Here is a 22,270-nt window from a genome sequence, read left to right as displayed (position 1 = left end):
GGACCCCCTTCATGCACGCTGATCTCTCCCGTCTCACCTTCCGCCCGGAGCGGCACTACTCCGCGGTCGTCGCCCAGCAGGGCCGCGTCCAGCTCGACGCCGACGCCAACGAGCAGACCGCCATCCAGCTCCACCAGGTGCGCACCCTCGCCGCCGACCTGATCGGCCGCTACGGCGGTCCGCGCGACGCGGCGGGCCGCGACAAGGCGGGCTTCCACATCGACTACGTGGGCGGCAAGCTCGACATCGACACCCTCCACATCAGCCCCGGCCACTACTACGTGGACGGCATCCTGCTCGACGCGACCCGCCCGGCACCCGGTGTGCCCGTACCCGACGAGGAGGCGGACGAGCAGGACACGCCGACCCCGCCGGACTACTGGACGTACTGGGACCAGCCCGACGCCTTCCTCGACCCGGAACGCGACCGGCTGCCCTCGCCCGCGCAGTCGCCGTTCGTTGTCTACCTGAACGTGTGGGAGCGGTCGGTCAACGCCGCCGAGGACCCCGCGCTGCGCGAGGTCGCCCTGGGTGCCGCCATGCCCGACACCGCGGCCCGGGTGAAGGTGGTCTGGCAGGTACTGCCGCTGTCCCTCGCCGAGCTGGCGATCGAGGACGCCGAACTGTCGAAGGAAAACGTCCGCACGGCCTTCGAGAAGTGGGCGCAGCAGCACTCCCTGTCCTCCGGCCGTCTGGCCGCCCGCAGCGAGCGGCCCGACCACGCCGACGAGGACCCGTGCCTGGTCAGGCCCGACGCCCGCTACCGCGGCACGGAGAACCAGCTCTACCGGGTCGAGGTGCACACCGGGGGCGACGCGAAGGACGCCACCTTCAAGTGGTCCCGCGAGAACGGCTCCGTCGTCTTCCCGGTCGACGAACTCGACGGCACCTGGGTGCAGTTGGCCTCCCTCGGCTACGACGACAAGCTGGACCTCGACGTCGGCGACCACGTCGAGCTCACCGACACGGCGTACTCCTCCCGGCTGGAAGCTCTGCCCCTGCTCCGGGTCGAGGAGCTGGACCTGCCCGGCCGCCGGGTCCGGCTGTCCGCCGAGCCCGAGCCGGGTGTCGGACGGCTGCCCGAGCTGAATCCGTTCCTGCGCCGCTGGGACCACCGCGAGGGGCCGAGGCGCAAGGGCCGTACGACCTCCTTGAAGGGGGGCGCTCTCCCGGTCACCGAGGGGGAGTGGCTGCCCCTGGAGGACGGCGTCGAGGTGTACTTCGCCAAGGGCGGCGGCTACCGCACCGGCGACCACTGGCTGATCCCCGCGCGCACCGCCACCGGCAGCGTCGAATGGCCAGCCGACCGGGCGCGCCGCCCGCTGCTGCAGAGGCCCGCCGGCATCACCCGCCACCTCGCGCCGCTGGCCCTGGTCAAGGGCGAGGAGGGTGCCGTCGACCTGCGCCTGGCCTTCCGCCCGCTGGCCAGCAGCCTCCCCGCCGCGGACGAGGCGACCCTCGCGGCGGAGGCACAGGCACGCCGTGAGGAACTGGCGGCCGAGGACCCCTCGCACGGGAGGTCGCAGACCACCGCGGAAGCGGAGGCAGCCGTGGACGGAGACGTGTGATGGCCACACCCATGACCGGATCCCAGCTGCTGGAGATCCTGCGCGCGGAGGGCCTGACGGTCATCGAGGTGCGCAACTGGCGTACCCACAACCGCAATACGAAGGGCCCCTGGGGTCCGGTGAACGGCGTGATGATCCACCACACCGTCACCTCGGGGACCGAGAACTCCGTGAACATCTGCTACGACGGCTACTCCGTCCTGCCCGGCCCGCTGTGCCACGGCGTCATCGACAAGCAGGGCCATGTCCATCTCGTCGGCAACGGCCGCGCCAATCACGCGGGCCTCGGCGACCACGACGTGCTGCGCGCCGTCGTCAACGAGACCAAGCTGCCGCACGACAACGAGGCCGACACCGACGGCAACCGGCACTTCTACGGCTTCGAGTGCATCAACCTCGGCGACGGCAAGGACCCCTGGCCCGAGGCGCAGAAGGAGGCCATCGAGAAGGTCTCCGCCGCGATCTGCCGCCACCACGGCTGGAGTGCCGGGTCGGTCATCGGCCACAAGGAGTGGCAGCCGGGCAAGGTGGACCCGCGCGGCTTCACCATGGACGGCATGCGCAAGCGGATCGCCGAGCGGCTGGCCGGTAATTCCCCGGCGCCCGACCCGGACCCGAAGCCCGCTCCGTCCAAGCCGTCGCACGCACCGTTCCCGGGCCCCGGCTTCTTCCACGACGGGCAGAAGTCCCCGCTGATCACGGCCATGGGCAAGCGCCTGGTCGCCGAGGGCTGCAGTCACTACGAGGACGGGCCCGGCCCCGAGTGGACGGACGCCGACCGCGAGTCCTACCGGGCCTGGCAGCGCAAGCTCGGCTTCAAGGGCAAGGACGCGGACGGCATTCCGGGCAAGGTCAGCTGGGACAAGCTGAAGGTGCCGGCGACGTGAGAGCCCTTTTCCCCAGGCTCTGAGCCAGGCCGGCCCGCCCGCCTACGCCGACTCGGCGTTGGTGGGCGGGTGCGCCGGACGCGCCGGGATCTGCGCGGGCAGCGCAGGCAGCGACGTGCCGTACACCCAGGCGGCGAACAGGTCGTCCAGCGGCTCGTCCGCGAACCGGTTGACATGGGCCGTGAACATCGCGGTCGTCACGGCGCCGCTCCGGTGCAGCCCCACCCAGGCGCGCAGCATGCGGAAGAACGCGTCGTCGCCCAGCGCGCAGCGCACCGCGTGCACGGTCAGGCCGCCGCGCTCATAGAGCCGGTCGTCGAACATCGACTTGCGGCCCGGATCGGCCAGCCGCAGGTCCTGCGGCTGGGAGGACAGCAACCGGTGGGCGGAAGCGGCGAGTTGCTGGGCTGTGCGGCCGCCCGAGCGTTCCGACCACAGCCACTCGGCGTACTTGGCGAACCCCTCGTTCAGCCATATGTGCCGCCAGTCCGCGATGGACACGCTGTTGCCGAACCACTGGTGCGCCAGCTCGTGCGCCACCAGCCGCTCCGAACCCCGCGCACCGTCCACGTGGTTGGCGCCGAACAGCGACAACCCCTGTGCCTCGACGGGGACATCGAGCTCTTCGTCGGTCACCAGGACCGCGTACTCGCCGAACGGGTAGAGGCCGAACAGCTCCTGGAACAGGTCCATCATCTGCGGCTGCCGAGCGAAGTCCCGGGAGAACTCCGGCAGCAGATGTGCCGGGATGTGCCCGTGCTGCGGCACCCCGCCCGGCCCCGGGTCGCCCAGCAGCACCGTCTGGAACTTGCCGACGGCCAGTCCCACCAGATAGCTCGACGTGGGCGCCGACTGCTCGTACACCCAGGTCGTCGTGGACGCCTTCGTCGTACGGGTCAGCAGCCGGCCGCCCGCCACCACGGCATACGCGGACGGCGTGGTGACCGAGATCTGGTACGAGGCCTTGTCGGCGGGCCGGTCGTTGCACGGGTACCAGGACGGCGCGCCGATCGGCTGGCTCGCCACCAGCGCCCCGTCCTCCAGCTCCTCCCAGCCGAGCCCGCCCCAGGGGCTGGCGACCGGCTTGGGGTTGCCCGACCAGTGCACCTCGACGGTGAAGGCGGCACCGCCCCGGATCGGCTTTGCGGGGCGGATGCGCAGCCGGCCGCCGCGGTGGGTGTAGTGCGGCTGCCGGCCGTCGACCCGCACCCGGCCGATCTTGAAGTCCGAGAGGTTGAGGGTGAATTCGGTGAGCGGGGACCGTCCCGCGATGGCGTTGATCCGGGCCGTCCCCGCCAGGCGGTTCGGGCCCGGGCGGTAGTCCAGCGCGAGCTCGTAACGGTGCACGCGGTAACGCGCGTCACCGTGCTCCGGGAAGTACGGGTCCGAACCCGCCGCCTGCTGAACTGCCACTGCCGCTTCTGCTCCCTGCGCCGTCGTGCCACTCCATTCTGCCGGTACACCGCTCACCGACTCCGAGTGGCCCGCGCTCAGGGACGCCATGCCTCGATCGGGTTGCCGAGCCAACGGGTGTCGTCGGGGACGGACTCCGCGGCCATGACGAGCGACGCGGGACCCAGGGTGGTACGGGCCCCGATCGTGCTGCCGGGCAGCACGATCCCGCCAGGGCCCAGGGTGGCGCCCTCACGGAGTACAACAGTATCCGTCCGCAAGATCCGGTCGTGGAAGAGGTGGGTCTGCAGGACACAGCCGCGGTTCACGGTGGCCGCGTCCTCCAGGGTCACCAGGTCGGTCTCGGGCAGCCAGTAGCTCTCCACCCACACGCCCTTGCCGATCTTCGCGCCCAGACCGCGCAGCCACGCGGTCATCAGCGGCGTCCCCGGCACCGAACCGGCCAGCCAGGGCACGGCCACGACCTCGACGAAGGTGTCCGCGAGCTCGTTGCGCCACACGAAGCCGCTCCACAGCGGGTGCTCACCGGTGCGGTGCCGCCCGACCAGCAGCCACTTGGCGACGAACGACACGACAGCGGCCGCGGCGCCTGTGGTGAGCAGCACCAGACCGGACAGCAGGGGAGCCCAGGGCCCGAGCAGGCACAGCGCCGCCACCGTCAGCACCGCGAGGCCGGCCGAGCAGAACACCGGCACGATCCGGCACAGCTCCACCAGACCGCGCGCCCACAGCAGGTGCGCGGGCGGGTCGTAGGTCCGGCTCTGGTCGGCCTTCTCGGCGTTCCGCGGCAGCTTCACCGGCGGCAGCCCCAGGTACGAGCTGCCCTTCTTGGCCTTCTTCGGCGTGGCGGAGAGCACTCCGACGAGCCCGCCGTCGGGCACGGACCGCCCCGGCGCCGTCATCCCGGAGTTCCCGAGGAAGGCTCGCCGCCCGATCTCCGCGCGCCCGATCCGCATCCAGCCGCCGCCGAGCTCGTACGGCGCGGTCAGCGTGTCGTCGGCCAGGAACGCGCCCTCGCCGACGGTCGTGAGGCTGGGCAGGGCCAGCACGGTGGACACCTCGGCGCCGCGCCCAATCTTCATCCCGAGCAGCCGCAGCCACACCGGGGTGGCCAGCCCGGCGTACAGCGGGAACAGCGTCTCGCGGGAGCGGTCCATCAGCTGGGTGACCGTCCAGGCCTGCCAGCCGATCCGGCTGTGGGTGGGGTGCGTGCCCTCGCGCAGGCCCAGGTTCAGCAGCCGTACGGCGACGAGGATCAGCAGGGCGTACGCCAGCCCGAACGCCAGCGTGGCCGGGACGAGGGCCAGCGCGGCACCGCGCAGGGGCGCGGCCGGGTCGATGAAGGCGTGCGCCACGAGGAACGCCGCCCCGCCGGCCAGCAGCGGCAGCGCGGAGAGCGCGAGGCCCGTCAGGCCGTACATCACGCGCCAGTACGTGCCGCGCTGCGGGCGCTCCTTGGGCCAGTTCCGCTTGGCCTTGCCGAGCTTGACCGCGGGCGCGCCGGCCCAGCGCTGGCCGGTGGGGATCTGTCCGGTGACCGCCGAGCCGGGGGCCACCTCGGCCCGCTTGCCGACACGGGCGCCCGGGAAGAGCATGCTGCGGGTGCCGACGGTGGCGTGCGCGCCGACCTTGACCTGGCCGATCTCCAGGCGGTCGCCGTCCAGCCACCAGCCGGACAGGTCGACCTCGGACTCGACGGCCGCGCCCCGGCCCAGCTTGAGCAGACCGGTGACCGGCGGCAGCGAGTGCAGGTCGACGTCCTGGCCGATCTTGGCGCCCAGGGCACGGGCGTACCGCTCCAGCCAGGAGCCGGTCAGCGAGGTCGCGCCGCTGAACTCGGCCAGCCGCTCGGCGGTCCACAGGCGCAGGTGGACGCTGCCGCCGCGCGCGTACCGGCCGGGCTCGACGCCCCGCAGCAGCAGCCGCGCGCCGCCCGCGGCGATCGCGAGCCGCCCGGGCGGGCTGAACAGCAGCACGGCACCGGCCGCGAGCAGCCACCAGGGTGCGGTCGGCAGCCAGGAGTAGGCGGGCAGCAGGTTCCCGGCCGCGGCCAGGGCCACCGTCCAGCGCAGGCCGAGCAGCGTGAACAGCGGCACGAGCAGCAGCAGCTGGATCACCTTGGCGCGGGTCGGCACCGGGGTGATCGTGCGCCGGGCGCCGTCGTCCTGCGCCGACTTCTCCAGGTGGCGGGCCAGCTTGCGCAGGGTGGGCTGCTGGTAGATGTCGAGGACGGCCGCGCTGGGGTAGCGGGTGCGCAGCCGCGTGGTCAGCTGGGCGGCGGCCAGGCTGCTGCCGCCGATCGCGAAGAAGTCGTCGCGGGCGCTGGTGACCGGGATGCCGAGGACTTCCGTCCACTGCTCGGCCAGCCACGCCTCGGTGCCGTAGAGCTGCTCGGCCGGGCCGCCGGTCTCCAGGCCCTCCAGGGGCCAGGGGAGGGCGTTGCGGTCGACCTTGCCGCTGGTCCGGGTCGGGAGGTCCCCGACGGGGGCGAGCAGCGGGACGAGCGCGGCGGGCAGCTCGGCGCGCAGCTTCTCGACGGCGGCCGCGTGGTCCCAGCCCTCCTGGGTGACGACATAGCCGACGAGGAGCTGATTGCCGCTGCGGGCGGTGCGCACGGCGGCAGCGGCGCCCGCGACACCGGGCAGCGCCTGCAGGGCCGCGTCCACCTCGCCGAGCTCGATACGGCGCCCGCCGAGCTTGATCTGCTCGTCGGCCCGCCCGAGGAAGACCAGCCCCTCCGGCTCGGCCTTGACGAGGTCACCGCTGCGGTAGGCCCGCTCCCAGCCCAGGGACTCCAGCGGCGCGTACTTCTCCGCGTCCTTCTCGGCGTCGAGATACCGGGCGAGCCCGACGCCACCGATCACCAACTGGCCGCTCTCGCCCATCCGGACGGGAAAGCCGGCTTCGTCGACGACGGCCAACTCCCAGCCGTCGAGCGGCAGCCCGATCCGGATCGGCTCCTCGCCGGACATGAGGGAGGCGCAGGCCACGACGGTGGCCTCGGTGGGCCCGTACGTGTTCCAGACCTCCCTGCCCTCCGTCACCAGCCGCTGCACCAGCTCGGGCGGGCAGGCCTCGCCGCCGAAGATCAGCAGACGTACGTCGTTGAGGGTTTCCGGCTCCCAGAGCGCGGCGAGCGTGGGCACGGTCGAGACGACGGTGATCTCCTGCTCGACCAGCCAGGGGCCCAGGTCGGCGCCGCTGCGGACCTGCGAGCGGGGCACGGGCACCAGACAGGCGCCGTAGCGCCACGCCAGCCACATCTCCTCGCAGGACGCGTCGAAGGCGACCGACAGCCCTGCCATGACCCTGTCACCGGGACCGATCGGGTCGTCGGTGAGGAACAGCGCGGCCTCGGCGTCCACGAACGCCGCGGCGCTGCGGTGACTGACGGCGACGCCCTTGGGCTTCCCGGTCGAACCGGACGTGAAGATGATCCACGCGTCGTGCTCGGTGCCGGGGCGGGCGGCGGGGACGTCGGCGCGACCGGTGACGGTCAGCTGGTGCTCGGCCCCGACGACTGCCCGCACGCCGGCCTCGCCGAAGACCAGCTCGGCCCGCTCGTCCGGGTCCTCGGCGTCCACGGGAACGTATGCGGCCCCTGCGGCCAGGACGGCGAGGATCGCGACATAGAGGTCGTTGGTGCCGGAGGGAACCCGGACGCCCACGCGGTCGCCGAGGCCGACGCCGGCGGCCGAGAGCCTGCGTCGCAGTTGCTCCACCTCGGCGGCCAGCGCACGGTAGGTGAGACGGGTCGTGGCGTCGTCAAGGGCGAGCTCGTCCGGGTACGACCGCACGGACGCGTCGAAGATGTCGACGAGCGTGCGCGGGGAGGCCGCCTGACCTCCGGAGAAGCGTGCGGTGTCGCCGAACTGCTGGTGGATCTCCGCGCTGAACTCATCGTCGAGCAGGCCGAGAGCGCTGCTCTCGTGTATGGCTGCCATCCGGTCCTCGCGTCTCGATCCCGGAAGCCTCCGGGGCGCTGGCGGGCCCGCAGGTCTGCCTGGGGTTGTCCGGGTCCAGCTCCGTAACAAGCCGGAAATTTTAGTACGACGCTAGGTTCGCGGCGGCTGATCGGCCAGTCGGGAGGGCTGTTGGGGGCGCTCGGGCGGCTGGTGCATGGCCCCTGACCTGGTGCTATGTGCGTGGAGAGAGATGGGCCACACGGAGGGTGACAGTGGTGCTTCCGTCCCGAGCCGAAAAGAGAAGGCATTTATTCCGGGTTGACGGTAAATATTCGGTGAGAGTAATCTCGAGGCCGCTTGAATTGGGTCTATTCGGCTCGCATGTGCTCGTAGGCGAGTTCGGATTCTGGCGCTGGAGGCACTCGGAGGGGGACCTGGGGCCTGCGGTGAATCTTTGGCGCGTTGAAACGAGGTGCTCACCTCGATCTTCTTTCTGTCCCGAGAGGGATTGAATTGTTAATCAACTGGGCACGGAGGCCAAACTCCGTTCTGCTGGGATTATTGGTGACCGCCCTGGTCGGGGCGCTGGTGTTCGTGACGGCGACGGACGCGTCGGCCAAGCGGAAGCGGCCGAAGTACAACCAGTCGTTCGCCAAGTTCGTCGACGATTACCGTCCACCCAAAGATACCTTCCGATGCTCCTATCTGGAAAAGGTAGGAGGAATCAAGGTGGAGGACTGGGTGTGTAACGCGGGGGAGAACTCGACGCCGAAACTCTTCGCTGAAATGCTGGCGCCGGACACCGACTCCGGCCGTGGAGCGGGTCTGTGGTGGCAGAACAAGGGGTGGAAATATCTGGCCGCTCCGCAGAACTTCCGCTGCACCATCGTGAACGCGCAGCTCGAGAAGACCGCGGACAACTACAACTGCTCCTTCGTCGACCAGGGCAAGAAGGGCGGCGGGCGGCTGAGCAACACCATGCTGGCCACCTCCGACGACGGCACCAGGTGGTATCTGCAGCGGCGGCCGTACCCGCCCAACCCCAGCCCCACGCCGGCACCCTGACATGGCCCGACTCTTCATCAGCCACAGCAGCACGGACGCGGCTGTGGCCCGGCGGGTCGTCACCCGGCTCAAGTCGGCCGGATTCGAGGGGCTGTTCCTCGACATCGATCCGGAAGCGGGTATTCCCGCAGGGCGTTCGTGGGAGCGGGAGCTCTACGCGCAGTTGCGCAGGGCGGACGCCGTGGTCTATCTGGCGAGCGCGGCCTCGGCCGCGTCTCGCTGGTGCTTCGCCGAGCTGAGCATGGCCCGATCGCTCGGCAGGCCCGTCTTTCCGGTGCGCCTCGACGACGCGACGCGCATCCGTGTCCTCGACGACGTGCAGTGGGTGGACCTCAGGGAGGGGGAGAACGCGCTCGACAGGCTCGAAGAGGGGCTGCGGCGGGCCGGACTCTCCGCCGAGGACTCCTTCGCCTGGGATGCGACGCGGCCCCCGTATCCCGGCCTGGAGCCGTTCGCCGCCGAGGACGCCGCCATGTTCTTCGGACGGGACGCAGAGGTCGGCAAGATCCTCGCCGTTCTGCATCCCGTCGTGTCGTACGAGGCCGGCCGGTTCGTGGCCGTCATCGGTCCGTCGGGCAGCGGAAAGTCCTCTCTGGTCCGTGCGGGAGTACTGCCCCGGCTCCGGAGCGGTCCACGGAGATGGGAGGTGCTGACGCCGTTTCGGCCGGGGACCGGGCCCACCGAGGCCCTGGCCGGGAGCCTGGCGCAGGCCTTCACCGCGCACGGTCGCCCCCGGACGGCCGACGAGGTGATGAGTGTCCTGCGGCGTGGCCCTGCGGGTCTGGTGGAACTGGCGACGGAACTCGGGCGGCTCGGCGACGGAAGCCGGCCGGGCAACGTGCTCGTCGTCGTGGACCAGGCCGAGGAACTCCTCGGCCGCACGGGCGTATCGGAACAGCGGTCCTTCCTGCGGCTCCTGCGCGATGCGCTGCGTGCGGACAGCCCGGTGTGGGTGCTGGCCACGGTGCGCTCGGAGTCGCTGACCACGAGCCCCGAACGCACGGGGCTGACCGAGGCGATCGACGACGATCTGGTGATCCAGCCGCTCAGCCGCGAGCGGCTGTCCGAGGTCATCGAACGCCCCGCGCAACAGGCGGGGCTGGAGTTCGGCCCCGGTCTGGTCGCGCGGATGATCCAGGAGACCACCGGAGGCGACGCACTGCCGCTGCTGGCCTACACCCTGCGGGAGCTGTACGCCCGCGTGGGCGGCGAGGGACGGCTGGAGCTCGCCGACTACGAGACGATCGGCGGAGTCGTCGGATCGTTGCGCCGACGTGCCGACGCCATCCGCGACGAACTGCAACGGCGGGGCAGGGAAGGGGCGGTACTGCCGACCCTGCTCAAGTTCGCCTCGGTCGACGGTGACCAGCAGGCCACCGGCAGACGACTCCCCTACGGTGCATTGAGCGCGGACGAGCGGGACGTGGTGGACGCCTTCGTCGAGGCCCGGCTGCTGGTGCGCGGGCGCGTGGACGAGGGCGACACCATGGTCGAGGTCGCCCACGAGGCACTGCTGCGACGGTGGGCGCCTCTGTCCGAGAGCGTCGAACTCGAGCGCCGTACCCTCCGGTTGCGTTCCGAACTGGAGCGGCTGGCGGCCGACTGGGACCGCGGCGGCCAGGACGAGGCGTACCTGCTGCGCGGCGGCCGGCTCGTGACCTTCGAGGCCTGGGCCTCGGGACACCCCGACGAACTCGGCCCGCTGGAGCGCCAGTTCATGGCCGCCGGCCGGGCCCTCGCCTCCCGCGAACTCGACCGGGCCAAACGCTCCAACCGTCGTCTGCGCGGCCTGTCCGCCGGACTGGCGGTGCTGCTCGTCCTCACCGTGCTGGCCACCGCTCTCGCCTACGTGAACAACGCGCGCGCCCAGTCCCGGGCCCGCCTCGCCCTGGCCGGCAAACTGGCCGCCCAGTCGGACCGGTTGGCGGACGGCACGCCGGACGTGGCCGTGCTGGTGGGGCTGCAGAGTCTGAGCGTCGCGCACGGCGACCACCCCACACCGCAGCCCCCCTCCGGGCTGATCACCGGACTGGCCCGCATCACCCACGCCTCGACCCGTCTCCTCCACCCCGCTCAGGTGCAGGGAGCCGCCTTCAGCCCGGACGGCCGGCTGCTCGCCACCTGCGGCTGGGACCGGACCGTACGGCTGTGGGACGCGCACAGCGGAGCGCCGGTCGGCAAGCCGCTGACGGGTCATCAAGGAGCCGTCATGGACGTGGCGTTCGACCCCACCGGCAGGATGCTCGCGACGGGCAGCCTGGACGGAACGGTCCGGCTGTGGGATGTGGCGGCACGGCGGCAGATCGGCGTGCCCCTGCGCGGGCACCGGGGCGCGGTCCAGGACGTCGCGTTCGACCGCAGCGGACGCCTTCTCGCCTCCGCGAGCCTGGACGGCACCGTGCGGTTGTGGGACGTGCCGACGCGACGCCTGCGCTCCGTCCTCACCGGTCACAAGGACGCCGTGACCGGCGTGGCGTTCAGCCCCGACGGGCGTCGACTCGCCACGTCGAGCTGGGACATGACCGCACGCCTGTGGAGCCTGGGTCCCGGCCGACCGCACCGGATACGCGACTTCAAGGGACATACGGACTGGCTGCGCCGGGTGGAGTTCAGTCCCGACGGCAGGAGCATCGCCACCGCGAGCGCCGACGGCACGGCCCGGGTGTGGGACACCGCGACCGGCAGGACACAGGGCCGGAATCTGAGCGGGTACGGCCATGACATGTGGGCCGTGGCGTTCAGCGGGGACGGGACCCTGCTCGCCACCGCGGCGGGCGACGGCACGGTCCGGCTGTACGACGCCAGGACCCACGCCCAGGTCGGCGAGGCCCTCACCGGGCACACCAACCTCGTCAACCAGGTCGTGTTCAGCCCCGACAGCAAGACGCTGGCCACGACCAGCTGGGACGGCACCGCCCGACTGTGGCAGGTCGCCCCGACCTACTCGGTCAGCACACCACTCGTCGGCCACGACGGCGAGGTCAACGGCGTCGCGTTCAGCCCGGACGGCCGGTTCGTCGCCACCGCGGGCGACGACAGGACGGTACGGCTCTGGCGGCTCGGCGCGAACCCGGCCACCGTACGGATCCTGCGCGGGCACCAGGACGTCGTGAACCGGGTCGCGTTCAGCCCCGACGGCACGCTTGTCGCCTCCGCGAGCGCGGACGGCACGGTACGGCTGTGGGACGTCCGTCCCGGAGGACACGGGGTACGCGTATTGACCGGACACCCCGGTGGGGCCGTCGACGCCGCCTTCAGCGCCGACGGACGGCTGCTCGCCACCGCGGCGGGCGACGGCAGCGTACGGCTGTGGTCTCCGGCCACCGGGCGCCCCGTGGGCGGGCCGCTCGTGGGCCATGGCGAGTCGGCCAACGGCGTCGCCTTCAGCCCCGACGGCAGGCTTCTCGCCTCGGTGAGCAACGACCAGACCATCGTGCTCTGGGACGTCGCACGTCACCGGCGGGTCGGTCGTCCACTGAAGGGGCACACGAACGCGATCATGGACGTGGCCTTCAGCCCCGACGGCCGGCTCCTGGCGACCGCGAGCCTCGACCGCACCGTGCGCCTGTGGGACGTGACGACCAGGCGACAGCACGGCGCCGCCCTCACCGGATTCACCGGCGGAGCGGAGGATGTCGCCTTCAGCCCGGACGGCCGCGTGGTGGCCGGTGCCGGGGACGACGCCACCGTCCGCAGGTGGGACGTCCGCACCGGACGCCCGGCCGGCCTCGTCCTCACCGGTCACCTCGGCGAGGTGTACGCCGTCGCCTTCAGCCCCGACGGTGCGTCCCTGGCCTCCGCCGGCGCCGACCGCACCGCGCGCATCTGGAAACCGGAGTTCAACTCCTGGGTGGAGGACGGCTGCAGGCTCGTCAACCGCAACCTCACCGCCACCGAATGGCAGGAGTACGTCCCAGGACGCCGCTACGAACGAACGTGTCCCGACCTGCCGTCCGGGCAGGGTGCCCCGTCCCACGCTCCCGCCGCCGGATACTGACATGACGACCGACCGGGCGGCCGGCGCCGCCACCCAGCAGGCCTGGGACCAGCAGAGCGTCTGGTCCCAGGCGGCCGGTCGCGCCAAGGCCGGCATCGACCGGGCCAGGACGCTGAGTCTCGTTCTGGGCCTGGCCGCGGCCGTGCTCGGTACGGCGGCGTCCCAGGTCATCGCAGCGCACTCGACCCTGGGCAAGGCGCTCGCCTTCGGCGCCGCGTGTGCCACGGGCCTGGTCCCCATCGCCGCCCGGTACGCCGGACCCGCGGCCGTACGCGACTGGACACGGCTGAGGGTGACCAGTGAGTCCCTCAAGAGCGAGATCCACATATGGCTGGCGGGCGTGACGCCGTACCGGGCATCCGATGCCCAACTCGTCCTGCACCAGCGCCTGAAGGCGCTGCGCGAGGAGGCCGCCCAGCTTCTTCCCCGCACCGCGGGCATACCCCCCGTCCCCAGGCGGCCGCCCGCGGTCTCGGACGTCGAGACCTACATCGAACTCTGTCTGCGACCACAGATCAGCGGCTACTACCTGTCCCGGGCGCGGACCCTGGGGAGCCGCGCCGCCTGGGTTCGCCGAGGGGAGGTCGCGCTGGGGTCGGTCGGGGTACTGCTGGGTGCACTGGCCGGCACCTTCGAGCTGGAGCAGGCGGCCGCCTGGGTGGCCGTCGCCACCACTGCCGGCGCCGCGATCGGCGCACACGGCATGGCCGCCAACTACGCCTACCAACAGGTGCAGTTCACCGCCACCGCCGCCGAGCTCGAGGACGCCGTCGCGCGATGGTACGCGGACACCGATCGCACGAGCCCAGCCGTCGAGGACGCCTTTGTGGCGCACTGCGAGCGGGTCATCTCCGTACTGAACGACACCTGGATGGCGAAGTGGACCTCGGAGTGACCACGTCAGTCAGCTCCCCGGCACAGCACGGTTCGCGGGCAGACGGGCGAGGAAGGTCCACGCCAGGACCGCCGCCCCCAGCGACACCCCCGCCACCACCCACAACGCGCTGTGCACGCCCGCCGTGAACGCGTCCCCGACCGCCCCCGTGATCTGCGGTGACGAGCGGCCGGTGGACCTGCCTCCGCTGCGGGCGACCGTGACCACCTGGTCGATCGCCGGGGCCGGCAGATGGTGTGCGGCGAGGCGGTCGGGCAGGGTGCCGAGGAAGCGGACAGCGAGGACCGCGCCGAGTATCGCCGTCGCAAGGACCGAGCCGACCTGGCGGAAGGCTGTCACGGCCGAGGAGGCCGCGCCCATCTGCGGGCCCTCCACCACCTCGAAGGCGGCGGCCGTGGACGGGGCGACCACCAGGCCGCTGCCCAGCCCGGCGAGGACCAGACCCAGCGCGGTGACCGCATAGGAGCCGTCCGGCTGCTGGCCCAGTAGGACCACGGCTGCGGCGGTCGTGACGAGCGAGCCCGCCGCCAGCAGCCGGCCCGCGCGGACGCGCCCCGCCAGGCGCTGCGCCATGGCCGTCGCCGCGACGAACGCGAGCATCGCGGGCAGCAGCCGTATACCGGTGTCCAAGGGGTCGAAGGCGCGGACCCGTTGGAGGAAGAGCACCTCCAGGAAGACCACGCCGACGAACACGAACAGGGCGGCCGCCGCGACACACAAGGCCGCCGTGTAGCGGGCGTTGGCCATCATGCGGACGTCCAGCATGGGGACCGCTCTGCGGCGCTCGGTGAGGACCAGCGCGGTCAGGGAGACCGCGGCCACCGCCAGCACGGCGATCACCACGGGGTCGTCGTAACCCGCCCGGCCGCCCACCGCTATTCCGTAGACCAGCGTGGACAGTCCGAGCACGGCCCAGAACTGGCCTGCCAGGTCGAGCGGCCGGTCCGGGACCCGGGACTCGGCGACCGCGCGCAGTGTCACCGCGACGGTGATCACCGCCAGCGGTGTGTTCACCAGGTACACCGCCCGCCAGTTCCATGTCTGGAGCAGGGCGCCGCCCAGCAAGGGGCCGACGGCCAGGCCCACGCCCGAGACCGACACCCAGACGGCTATGTAGCGCAGCATGCGCGGCAGGTCGACGAAGAACGTGGTGGTGATCAGGGCGAGGGAGGTGGGCAGCACCAGGGCGCCGCCCAGTCCGCTCACGCCGCGCCCGATCAGGACCTGCGGATAGCTCTGCGCCGACGCCACGACCAGGGAGCCGGCCGCGATCAGGACCGTGCCGGTGATGAACACCCGGCGTCGCCCGAAGCGTTCGCCCAGCGCCCCGCCGGACAGGACACAGGCCGCGACCACGAGGGTGTAGGTGCTGGACACCCAGCTGAGGTCGGCGGGCGCCACCTGCATGTCGACCTGGAGCGCCCGCAGCGTGGAGATGGCCGCGGTCACCTCGATGAACGACATGAAGAGGCCGAGGCAGGCCGCCAGCAGGACGAGGCGGCCGTGCGGGACAACTGGTGCCTGTGGTACGCCAGTTGCCTTCGAGACCGTGCTCATGTCGACTGAGCCTCCCGCTCGGCCTGCTCGGCCAGGCGGTGCTGCGCCTCGTCCCAGCTGATCGGCAGCTGCTCGCGCTCGGTGTTCCAGAAGACGAATACCGAGCCCTTCATCCCCGGGCGCAGCCCGCGCACGCTCTTCGCATGCGGGTCCGTCTTGTTGAAGGTGTTCAGGGCCTCCTGGTCGCGCCAGGCCGACAGTGTCCAGAACGTCCGCTTCAGCGGCTCCGCCTTCAACGAGGCACCGAGCAGTCCCGGAGAGCTGCGGACCTGCTGGAAGATCACGAGGGAGAGCAGAAAGAACTTGGGCACGCCCAGCAGCGAGCGCAGCTCCAGACGGGAGGCCATGACCAGCGGTTGGCCGGCGGGCTCGGTGGTGTCCTTGGCGGTGCCGGGCATCCACGGAATCGTCGGCATGGAGGTTCTCCCCTCGGCGGGATCAGACGGTCATTCAAAAGAGTCCACGGGCGCCCGATTCCGTGCACCCCCGCAGGGGTGAATCCGACGGCACTGCGTGCAATCGCGCTCACGGAGCGCCCGTATGACCGGATCCGGACCTTCCGCAGGCGCCCCCATTGATGCCTTATCGATGCCTTCGATAGCGGAAATCCGGGCGTCGATGGGCCGATTGACCCCGTTTTCCGGCCCGGCCTACGGTGCTTGTGCGCCATCCGCAGAGCAACTCTCGCGGATCGCCGCCCCTTTCAGAGGTATCAGCCCTCTGCGCCTCACCGTGACCGTTCCCGAGAACTGTTCGAGCCGAGGTGCAGCCCTGCCATGACCACCCGTGTCGCTGTCGTCGGAGCCGGGATCTCCGGACTCTCCGCCGCCCATCACCTGCCGGACGACGTCGAAGTCACCGTGTACGAGAGCCAGGACCGCCCTGGCGGCCACGCCCACACCGTGGAGGTCGACGAGGGCGGCCGCACCATCGGCATCGACACGGCCTTCGTGGTCTTCAACGCGCGGACGTATCCCGAACTCACCGCCTTCTTCGAGAAGTTGGGCGCCACGGCCCTCGACCACACCGGCGGCTTCGACTTCTTCGACCTCGACCGCGGACTCGACTACGGCACCGCCGAGTTCGAGCTCTCGGAGGATGAGATCGCGGCCCGCTACCCGGCCGACTTCCTGCCGCTGTGGCGGGACGCCGAGCGCTTCCACCGCGAGGCACCCCGCGACTTCCTGCGGGGGCGCACGGACCTTTCCCTCGGCGACTATCTCGAACGCGGCGGCTACTCCGACGCCTTCAAGTACGGCTATGTCGTGCTGCTCGCCACCGCCGTCTGGTCGGTGCCCGCCGAGCTCATCTGGGAGATGCCCGCGACCACCGTGATCGCCTTCTTCATGTCCCACGACCCCGGCGGCCTCGGCGGGCGTTCCGTGGCCTGGAAGACCGTCTCGGGCGGCAGCATCGAGTACGTCCGCCGTGTCGTCGCCGGCGTCAACGGCAAGGTCCGCACCGGGGCGGAAGTGCGGCGCGTACGGGAGGAGGCGGACGGCACGGTCGTCGTCGGTACCCGTGCCGGCGAGGAGCGCTACGACTACGCCGTACTTGCCGCGCACGCCGACCAGACCCTGGCGCTGCTGGAACAACCGACCCCGCTCCAGGCGGAGATCCTCGGCAAGGTCCGCTACAGCGCCACCCGCGCCATCCTGCACACCGACCCGTCGAGCATGCCGCCGAACCGCGACCGCTGGCAGAGCTGGAACTACGGACTGAAGACCGTGGACGGCCGCCCCCGCACCTGGGTCGCCTACTACATGAACTCCCTGCAGGGCTTCACCGCCGAGCACGACTACTTCGTCACGCTCGACTCGCCGATCGCCCCGCGCGACGAACTCGTCGTCCGTGAGCTGCCGTTCACCCACCCGGTCATCGATCTGGAGGTGCGTGCCATGCAGCGCACGATCTACGACGTCAACGCGCCCGGCGGCCGTATCAAGCTGGCCGGCTCCTACTTCCACGCGCCGCGCATCGGCGTCGACCTCATCGGCTCCCACGAGGCCGGATTCGTCTCGGGGCGCAAGGCGGCTCAGGCCGTCGCCCGTGAGATGCAGCTCCGGCCCGCCCACTGAACCGCACAGCGCAGAGTTAGGGGAGATCCTCCATGCAGCGTGTCACCGCCGAAGAAGCCCGGGCCTGGCTGGTCGAGAAGCTGGCGATCCGGCTCGGGGTCGAACAGGAACAGATCGATGTCGAGCGCTACTTCGACGAGTTCGACCTGGACTCCACGGAGGCGCTGATCCTCGCGGGCGAGCTGGAGAAGTGGCTCGGCTTCGAACTTGAGGCCACCGCGCTCTGGTACCACCCGACGATCGCCGCCCTGTCCGAGCACATCGCCGAGGAGAGCGACCGTCATGTCGCCGCGGCCTGACACGGCCACCCCACGTCAACGGGGCGTGGCCCACCCGCTGTTGACGTCACCGCGACCGGCGGACCCGGCCGCGCGGACCGTCGTCGCCGTCCACCCGGGCGCGCTGCCCGCCACCGCCTGGCAGACGGTCGCGGCACGGCTGCCCGCCGACCACGCACTGCACCTGTGCGATCTGGGCAACGTCCCGGAGTACTTCGCGGCGGCCCTCGTCCCGACGCTGTCCGTCATCGGCGTCCGCGAACTCGCCGACCGCTGTCTGACGGAACTGACCGCCGCCGGGCTCACCGACCGGCCGTTCACCCTCGTCGGCTGGTCCTTCGGGGGAGTGGTGGCCTACGAGATCGCCGCCCGCCTCGACGCCCAGAGGCCCGGCGATCGCGTCGAGGACCTCGTCGTACTCGACTCGATCGCACCCGTGGCCGCCTTCGCGCGGCCGGACGAGGACCTTCAACCGGCCATGCTGCTCGGCTGGTTCGCCATGTACCTGGGAGCCAAGCGCGGCCGCCGGCTCGCACTGGAGCCGTCGGCCCTGGACGGTCTCGGTGAGGAGGACGGCCTGGGCGTCCTCCTCACCGAGGCGGTGGCACAGGGCCTCCTGCCCGAGGGCACCGAACACGCCGGACTGCGCAAGCTCTACGGCGCGTTCCACACCGGCCTCGTCCGCAACAACCGTTGCACCGTCGGGTACTTGCCCGCTCCGCTGGACCGCACCGTCACCGTCGTCAAGCCGGAGCGCTCCCTGCTGCCCGACAGCCCCGACCTCGGCTGGAGCGAGCTCAGCGGACGGCCGCTGCGTCAACTGGCCGTCCCGGGCGACCACTACACGATGCTCCGGCAGCCGGGGACCGCTCAGGCCCTCGCCGCGGTGCTCGCCGGTTCACGCACCGGCTGAAGCAGCCCAAGACCCTTCCGACGTATTCGCCGCACACGACCCGCGCGACGCGCAAGCCCGAGAGGACCACCATCGTGCACTACTCACGTCTGGCCGAGACGCCGATCGCGATCGTCGGGTTGGCGGGCCTCTTCCCCAAGTCGCGCGACCTGCGCGAGTTCTGGCACAACATCGTGGACGCCGAGGACTGCATCGAGGACGTCCCGGAGAGCCACTGGAACACCGCGGACTACTACGACCCGGACCCCGCGGCCGAGGACAAGACCTATGTCCGCCGCGGCGGCTTCCTGCCCGAAATCGCCTTCAACCCCATGGAGTTCGGGCTGCCGCCCAACACCCTGGAGGTCACCGACATCCTCCAGCTGCTCTCCCTCACGGTGGCGCGCGACGTGCTGCGCGATGCCGGGGCCGAGCAGGGCAGCTGGTACGACGCCTCCCGCACCGGTGTCGTCCTCGGCATCACGGGCGCCAACTCCCTCACCCAGCCGCTCTCCGCGCGCCTGCAGACCCCGGTGCTCAAGGAGGTCGTACGCAGCGTCGGCCTGAGCGAGGAGGACGCCGAGGAGATCGCGCAGCGCTTCAAGAAGGCGTACATCCCGTGGGAGGAGAACTCCTTCCCCGGCATGCTCGGCAATGTCGTCGCCGGCCGTATCGCCAACCGCTTCGACCTCGGCGGCACCAACTGCACCGTCGACGCCGCCTGCGCCAGCTCCCTCGCGGCCGTCAAGCTCGCCGTCAGCGAACTCATCGAGGGCCGCGCCGACATGATGATCACCGGCGGCTGCGACGCCGAGAACACGATCCTCATGTACATGTGCTTCAGCAAGACCCCGGCGTTCTCTAAGAGCCAGCAGATCCGCCCCTTCGACGAAACCGCCGACGGCACGCTGATCGGCGAGGGCATCGGCATGCTGGCCCTCAAACGCCTCGCCGACGCCGAACGCGACGGCGACCGCATCTACGCCGTCCTGCGCGGCATCGGCACCTCCAGCGACGGCCGCTTCAAGAGCATCTACGCCCCGCGCGCCGAGGGCCAGCAACTCGCCCTGCGCCGCGCCTACGACGACGCCGGCGTGCCGGTCGACTCCATCGAACTGTTCGAGGCGCACGGCACGGGCACGGCCGTCGGCGACCACACCGAACTGTCGGCCCTCTCCTCCGTCGTCGCGGCCGACAACGACGACCACGGCTACGCCGCCATCGGCAGCGTCAAGTCCCAGATCGGACACACCAAGGCGGCCGCGGGCGCCGCAAGCCTCATCAAACTCTCCCTCGCCCTGCACCAGAAGGTCCTCCCGCCGACCATCAACGTCGAGACACCGAGCGAGGCGGTCGACCCCACGAGCACGCCGTTCTACGTCAACACCGAGGCGCGTCCATGGGTGCTGGACCCGGAACGCGGCAAGCGCCGCGCCGCCGTCTCCTCCTTCGGCTTCGGCGGTACGAACTTCCACATGGTGCTGGAGGAGCACGAGGCACCGTCCGAGGCCAAATCCCTTGGCCCGGCGGTCCGTTGGGGCCTGTGGCACGCGGCCGGCCCCGAGGCGCTCGCCCACCGCATCGAGAACGGCGCGGCTCCGGACATGTCCGCCGCGATCCCCGCGACCGACGCCCGCATCGGGATAGTGGCCCGCAGCGCCGACGAATTCACCGAACTGTGCCGTACGGCAGTGGAGTTGCTGCGCGCCCGCCCCGACGCGGACTCCTGGCAGCACCCCAAGGGCATCACCTACCGGCGCCAGGCCCTGCCCGCCTCCGTCAAGACGGCGGCCGTGTTCGCCGGGCAGGGCAGCCAGTACGTCGGCATGGGGCGGCGGGCCGCCGTCGCGCTGCCGTCCGTGCGCGCCGCGTTCGACCGCGCCAACCGGCTGACCGAGGGCCCCGACACCCTCGCCCGCACGGTCTTCCCGCCGCCCGCCTTCACGGACTCCCTACGCAGCGAGCAGGAAACCGCCCTGCGCCGCACCGACTTCGCCCAGCCCGCCATCGGCGCGCTCGCCTCCGGCCAGTACACCTGGCTGCGCGAACTCGGCTTCCGCGCCGACGGCGTCATCGGCCACAGCTTCGGCGAACTCACCGCGCTGTGGGCGGCCGGGGCACTGGACGACGACCAGTTCGCCGCGCTGGCGCGCGCCCGCGGCCACGCCATGGCCCCGCCCGAGCAGGCCGCCGCCGACTTCGACCCCGGCGCCATGGCGGCCATCCGCGCCTCCCTCTCCGACGTCCAGGGGCTGGTCGCCACATACCGCAATGTGGCCATCTGCAACATCAACGCCCCCGGCCAGATCGTCGTAGGCGGCCCCACGGACGAGATCGACCGCCTGGTCACCGACGTCTCGGGCCGCCGTATCCCGGCCAAGCGGCTGCCGGTCTCCGCCGCGTTCCACACGGGTTTCGTCGCCCATGCCGCGGATGCGTTCCGACAGGCCGTGGAGTCGACGGGGCTGGGCGTCCCGACGGTCCCGGTCTACGCCAACACCCCCGGATCCGCGTACGGCAGCGACGCGGCGGCCAACCGTCGCACCCTCGTCGACCAGCTGCTCCAGCCGGTCGACTTCGTGTCCGGCATCGAGAAGATGTACGCCGACGGGTTCCGCGTCTTCGTGGAGTTCGGCCCCAAGCGGGTCCTGACGGATCTGATCGACCGCATCCTCGAAGGCCGCACCGACGTCGTCACCCTCGCGGTGGACGGCGGGCCGAGCAAGGACGGCGAGGTCTCCTTGAAGCGCGCCGCGATCGAACTCGCGGTGCTCGGGCTGCCGCTCACCGGCTTCGACGACCACATCGAGCCGCGGGCCGAGCTGCCGGTCCGCAAGGGCATGAGCATCCCGCTGCGCGGCATCAACTACGTGACACAGGAGCGGCGTTCGGCGTATCGGGACGCGATTGCGGAGCCATTGGCTCTGGCGGCGGGTGCGGGTGCCGATACCGGTGACGGTGCGGGTGGCTCCGACGGCGTCGAGGATGTCGTACGCGACGGGCTCGCCCTTCAGGCGGAGATCCTCACCGCCCACGCGGACACGGTGCACGCGTCGGTCCGTTCGCTGGAGGAGTCCGTACGGGCAGGAGGGCACCCGGACACGGAGTCCGCGCTGCGGCTCATCCGGGAGCAGAGCGCGACGATCGGGGCGGCGCACGAGCGGTCCACTCGGTTGCTGCTGGATGCGTTGCGTTCGGGGGCGCCGGCAGAGGAGCCGGTGCCGGAGGCGGAGTCGACGCCGGTGCCGGTCATGGAGGTCGAGCCCGAGCCCGTGTCCGTCGCGGATTCCGCCATTGCGGCTGGCGTGATGGATGCGCTGATGGGTGCGGTGGCGGAGAAGACGGGTTACCCGGTGGAGATGTTGGAGCCGGGGATGGATGTGGAGGCCGACCTGGGGATCGATTCGATCAAGCGGGTGCAGATCCTCGGTGCGTTGCAGGAGTCGTATCCGGTCTCCGAGGACGTCGACCCCGAGGTGCTCGCGGAGTTGCGGACCCTGGACGACATCGCCGGGTTCCTGGCTTCCACGGTGCCTGCCGAGTCGGCGCCCGTGGGGGTCGCTCCCGCCCCCGAGCCGGTCTCAACCCCCAACTCGGCGGTCGCTGACGGCGTGATGGATGCGCTGATGGGTGCGGTGGCGGAGAAGACGGGTTACCCGGTGGAGATGTTGGAGCCGGGGATGGATGTGGAGGCCGACCTGGGGATCGATTCGATCAAGCGGGTGCAGATTCTGG

General features: G+C 71.3%; 13 protein-coding genes. 9 read left to right on the top strand and 4 right to left on the bottom strand.

Features of this window, described 5'->3' with window-relative positions; all coding sequences use genetic code 11:
- Positions 1 to 11 precede the first annotated feature (11 nt).
- On the top strand, positions 12 to 1,568 hold the full coding sequence (locus P2Q00_RS48930; RefSeq protein WP_275781487.1) for a DUF6519 domain-containing protein: 1,557 nt from the start codon (positions 12 to 14) through the stop codon (positions 1,566 to 1,568).
- Positions 1,568 to 2,455, top strand: a complete 888-nt coding sequence (locus P2Q00_RS48925) for a peptidoglycan-binding protein (protein ID WP_275781486.1) — start codon at positions 1,568 to 1,570, stop codon at positions 2,453 to 2,455. The genes P2Q00_RS48930 and P2Q00_RS48925 overlap by 1 nt, the downstream gene beginning before the upstream one ends.
- A gap of 42 nt (positions 2,456 to 2,497) precedes the next feature.
- Here the strand turns inward: P2Q00_RS48925 and P2Q00_RS48920 are convergent, their stop codons facing one another.
- Positions 2,498 to 3,868 (bottom strand): M1 family metallopeptidase, encoded by a 1,371-nt coding sequence (locus P2Q00_RS48920; RefSeq protein WP_275781485.1) that lies wholly within the window; start codon positions 3,866 to 3,868, stop codon positions 2,498 to 2,500.
- Positions 3,869 to 3,945: 77 nt separating this feature from the next.
- Positions 3,946 to 7,812: a Pls/PosA family non-ribosomal peptide synthetase gene (locus tag P2Q00_RS48915; RefSeq protein WP_275781484.1), complete on the bottom strand. Its 3,867-nt coding sequence runs from the start codon at positions 7,810 to 7,812 to the stop codon at positions 3,946 to 3,948.
- 525 nt (positions 7,813 to 8,337) lie between these two features.
- Between P2Q00_RS48915 and P2Q00_RS48910 the strand changes: the two genes are divergently transcribed.
- From P2Q00_RS48910 to P2Q00_RS48900, 3 genes are read left to right on the top strand one after another with little or no spacing between them, the layout of a single operon-like run.
- On the top strand, positions 8,338 to 8,838 hold the full coding sequence (locus tag P2Q00_RS48910; protein WP_275781483.1) for a hypothetical protein: 501 nt from the start codon (positions 8,338 to 8,340) through the stop codon (positions 8,836 to 8,838).
- A 1-nt stretch (position 8,839) separates the two neighbouring features.
- On the top strand, positions 8,840 to 12,835 hold the full coding sequence (locus P2Q00_RS48905; RefSeq protein WP_275781482.1) for an nSTAND1 domain-containing NTPase: 3,996 nt from the start codon (positions 8,840 to 8,842) through the stop codon (positions 12,833 to 12,835).
- A 1-nt stretch (position 12,836) separates the two neighbouring features.
- Positions 12,837 to 13,730 (top strand): DUF4231 domain-containing protein, encoded by an 894-nt coding sequence (locus P2Q00_RS48900; protein WP_275781481.1) that lies wholly within the window; start codon positions 12,837 to 12,839, stop codon positions 13,728 to 13,730.
- A 9-nt stretch (positions 13,731 to 13,739) separates the two neighbouring features.
- On the opposite strand, the gene P2Q00_RS48895 is transcribed toward P2Q00_RS48900, so the two are convergent.
- Positions 13,740 to 15,287: an MFS transporter gene (locus tag P2Q00_RS48895; protein WP_275781480.1), complete on the bottom strand. Its 1,548-nt coding sequence runs from the start codon at positions 15,285 to 15,287 to the stop codon at positions 13,740 to 13,742.
- Positions 15,284 to 15,703 (bottom strand): DUF3291 domain-containing protein, encoded by a 420-nt coding sequence (locus P2Q00_RS48890; protein ID WP_275781479.1) that lies wholly within the window; start codon positions 15,701 to 15,703, stop codon positions 15,284 to 15,286. Before P2Q00_RS48890 ends, P2Q00_RS48895 begins: the two co-directional genes overlap by 4 nt.
- A 360-nt stretch (positions 15,704 to 16,063) precedes the next feature.
- Here P2Q00_RS48890 and P2Q00_RS48885 point away from each other — a divergent pair, with 360 nt between their 5' ends.
- From P2Q00_RS48885 to P2Q00_RS48870, 4 genes are all read left to right on the top strand, one after another.
- Positions 16,064 to 17,365: an NAD(P)/FAD-dependent oxidoreductase gene (locus P2Q00_RS48885; RefSeq protein WP_275781478.1), complete on the top strand. Its 1,302-nt coding sequence runs from the start codon at positions 16,064 to 16,066 to the stop codon at positions 17,363 to 17,365.
- A 32-nt stretch (positions 17,366 to 17,397) separates the two neighbouring features.
- Positions 17,398 to 17,664, top strand: a complete 267-nt coding sequence (locus P2Q00_RS48880; RefSeq protein WP_275781477.1) for an acyl carrier protein — start codon at positions 17,398 to 17,400, stop codon at positions 17,662 to 17,664.
- Complete coding sequence (locus P2Q00_RS48875; RefSeq protein WP_275781476.1) at positions 17,648 to 18,556, top strand: thioesterase domain-containing protein; 909 nt, start codon at positions 17,648 to 17,650, stop codon at positions 18,554 to 18,556. Before P2Q00_RS48880 ends, P2Q00_RS48875 begins: the two co-directional genes overlap by 17 nt.
- Positions 18,557 to 18,630: 74 nt before the next feature.
- Positions 18,631 to 22,270 (top strand): beta-ketoacyl synthase N-terminal-like domain-containing protein (locus P2Q00_RS48870; protein WP_275781475.1); only part of this gene is annotated, 3,640 nt, incomplete at its 3' end.

This window comes from Streptomyces coacervatus, from assembly GCF_029223485.1.
GTDB lineage: Bacteria > Actinomycetota > Actinomycetes > Streptomycetales > Streptomycetaceae > Streptomyces > Streptomyces coacervatus.
This window is presented reverse-complemented; position numbering and strand designations above follow the sequence as displayed.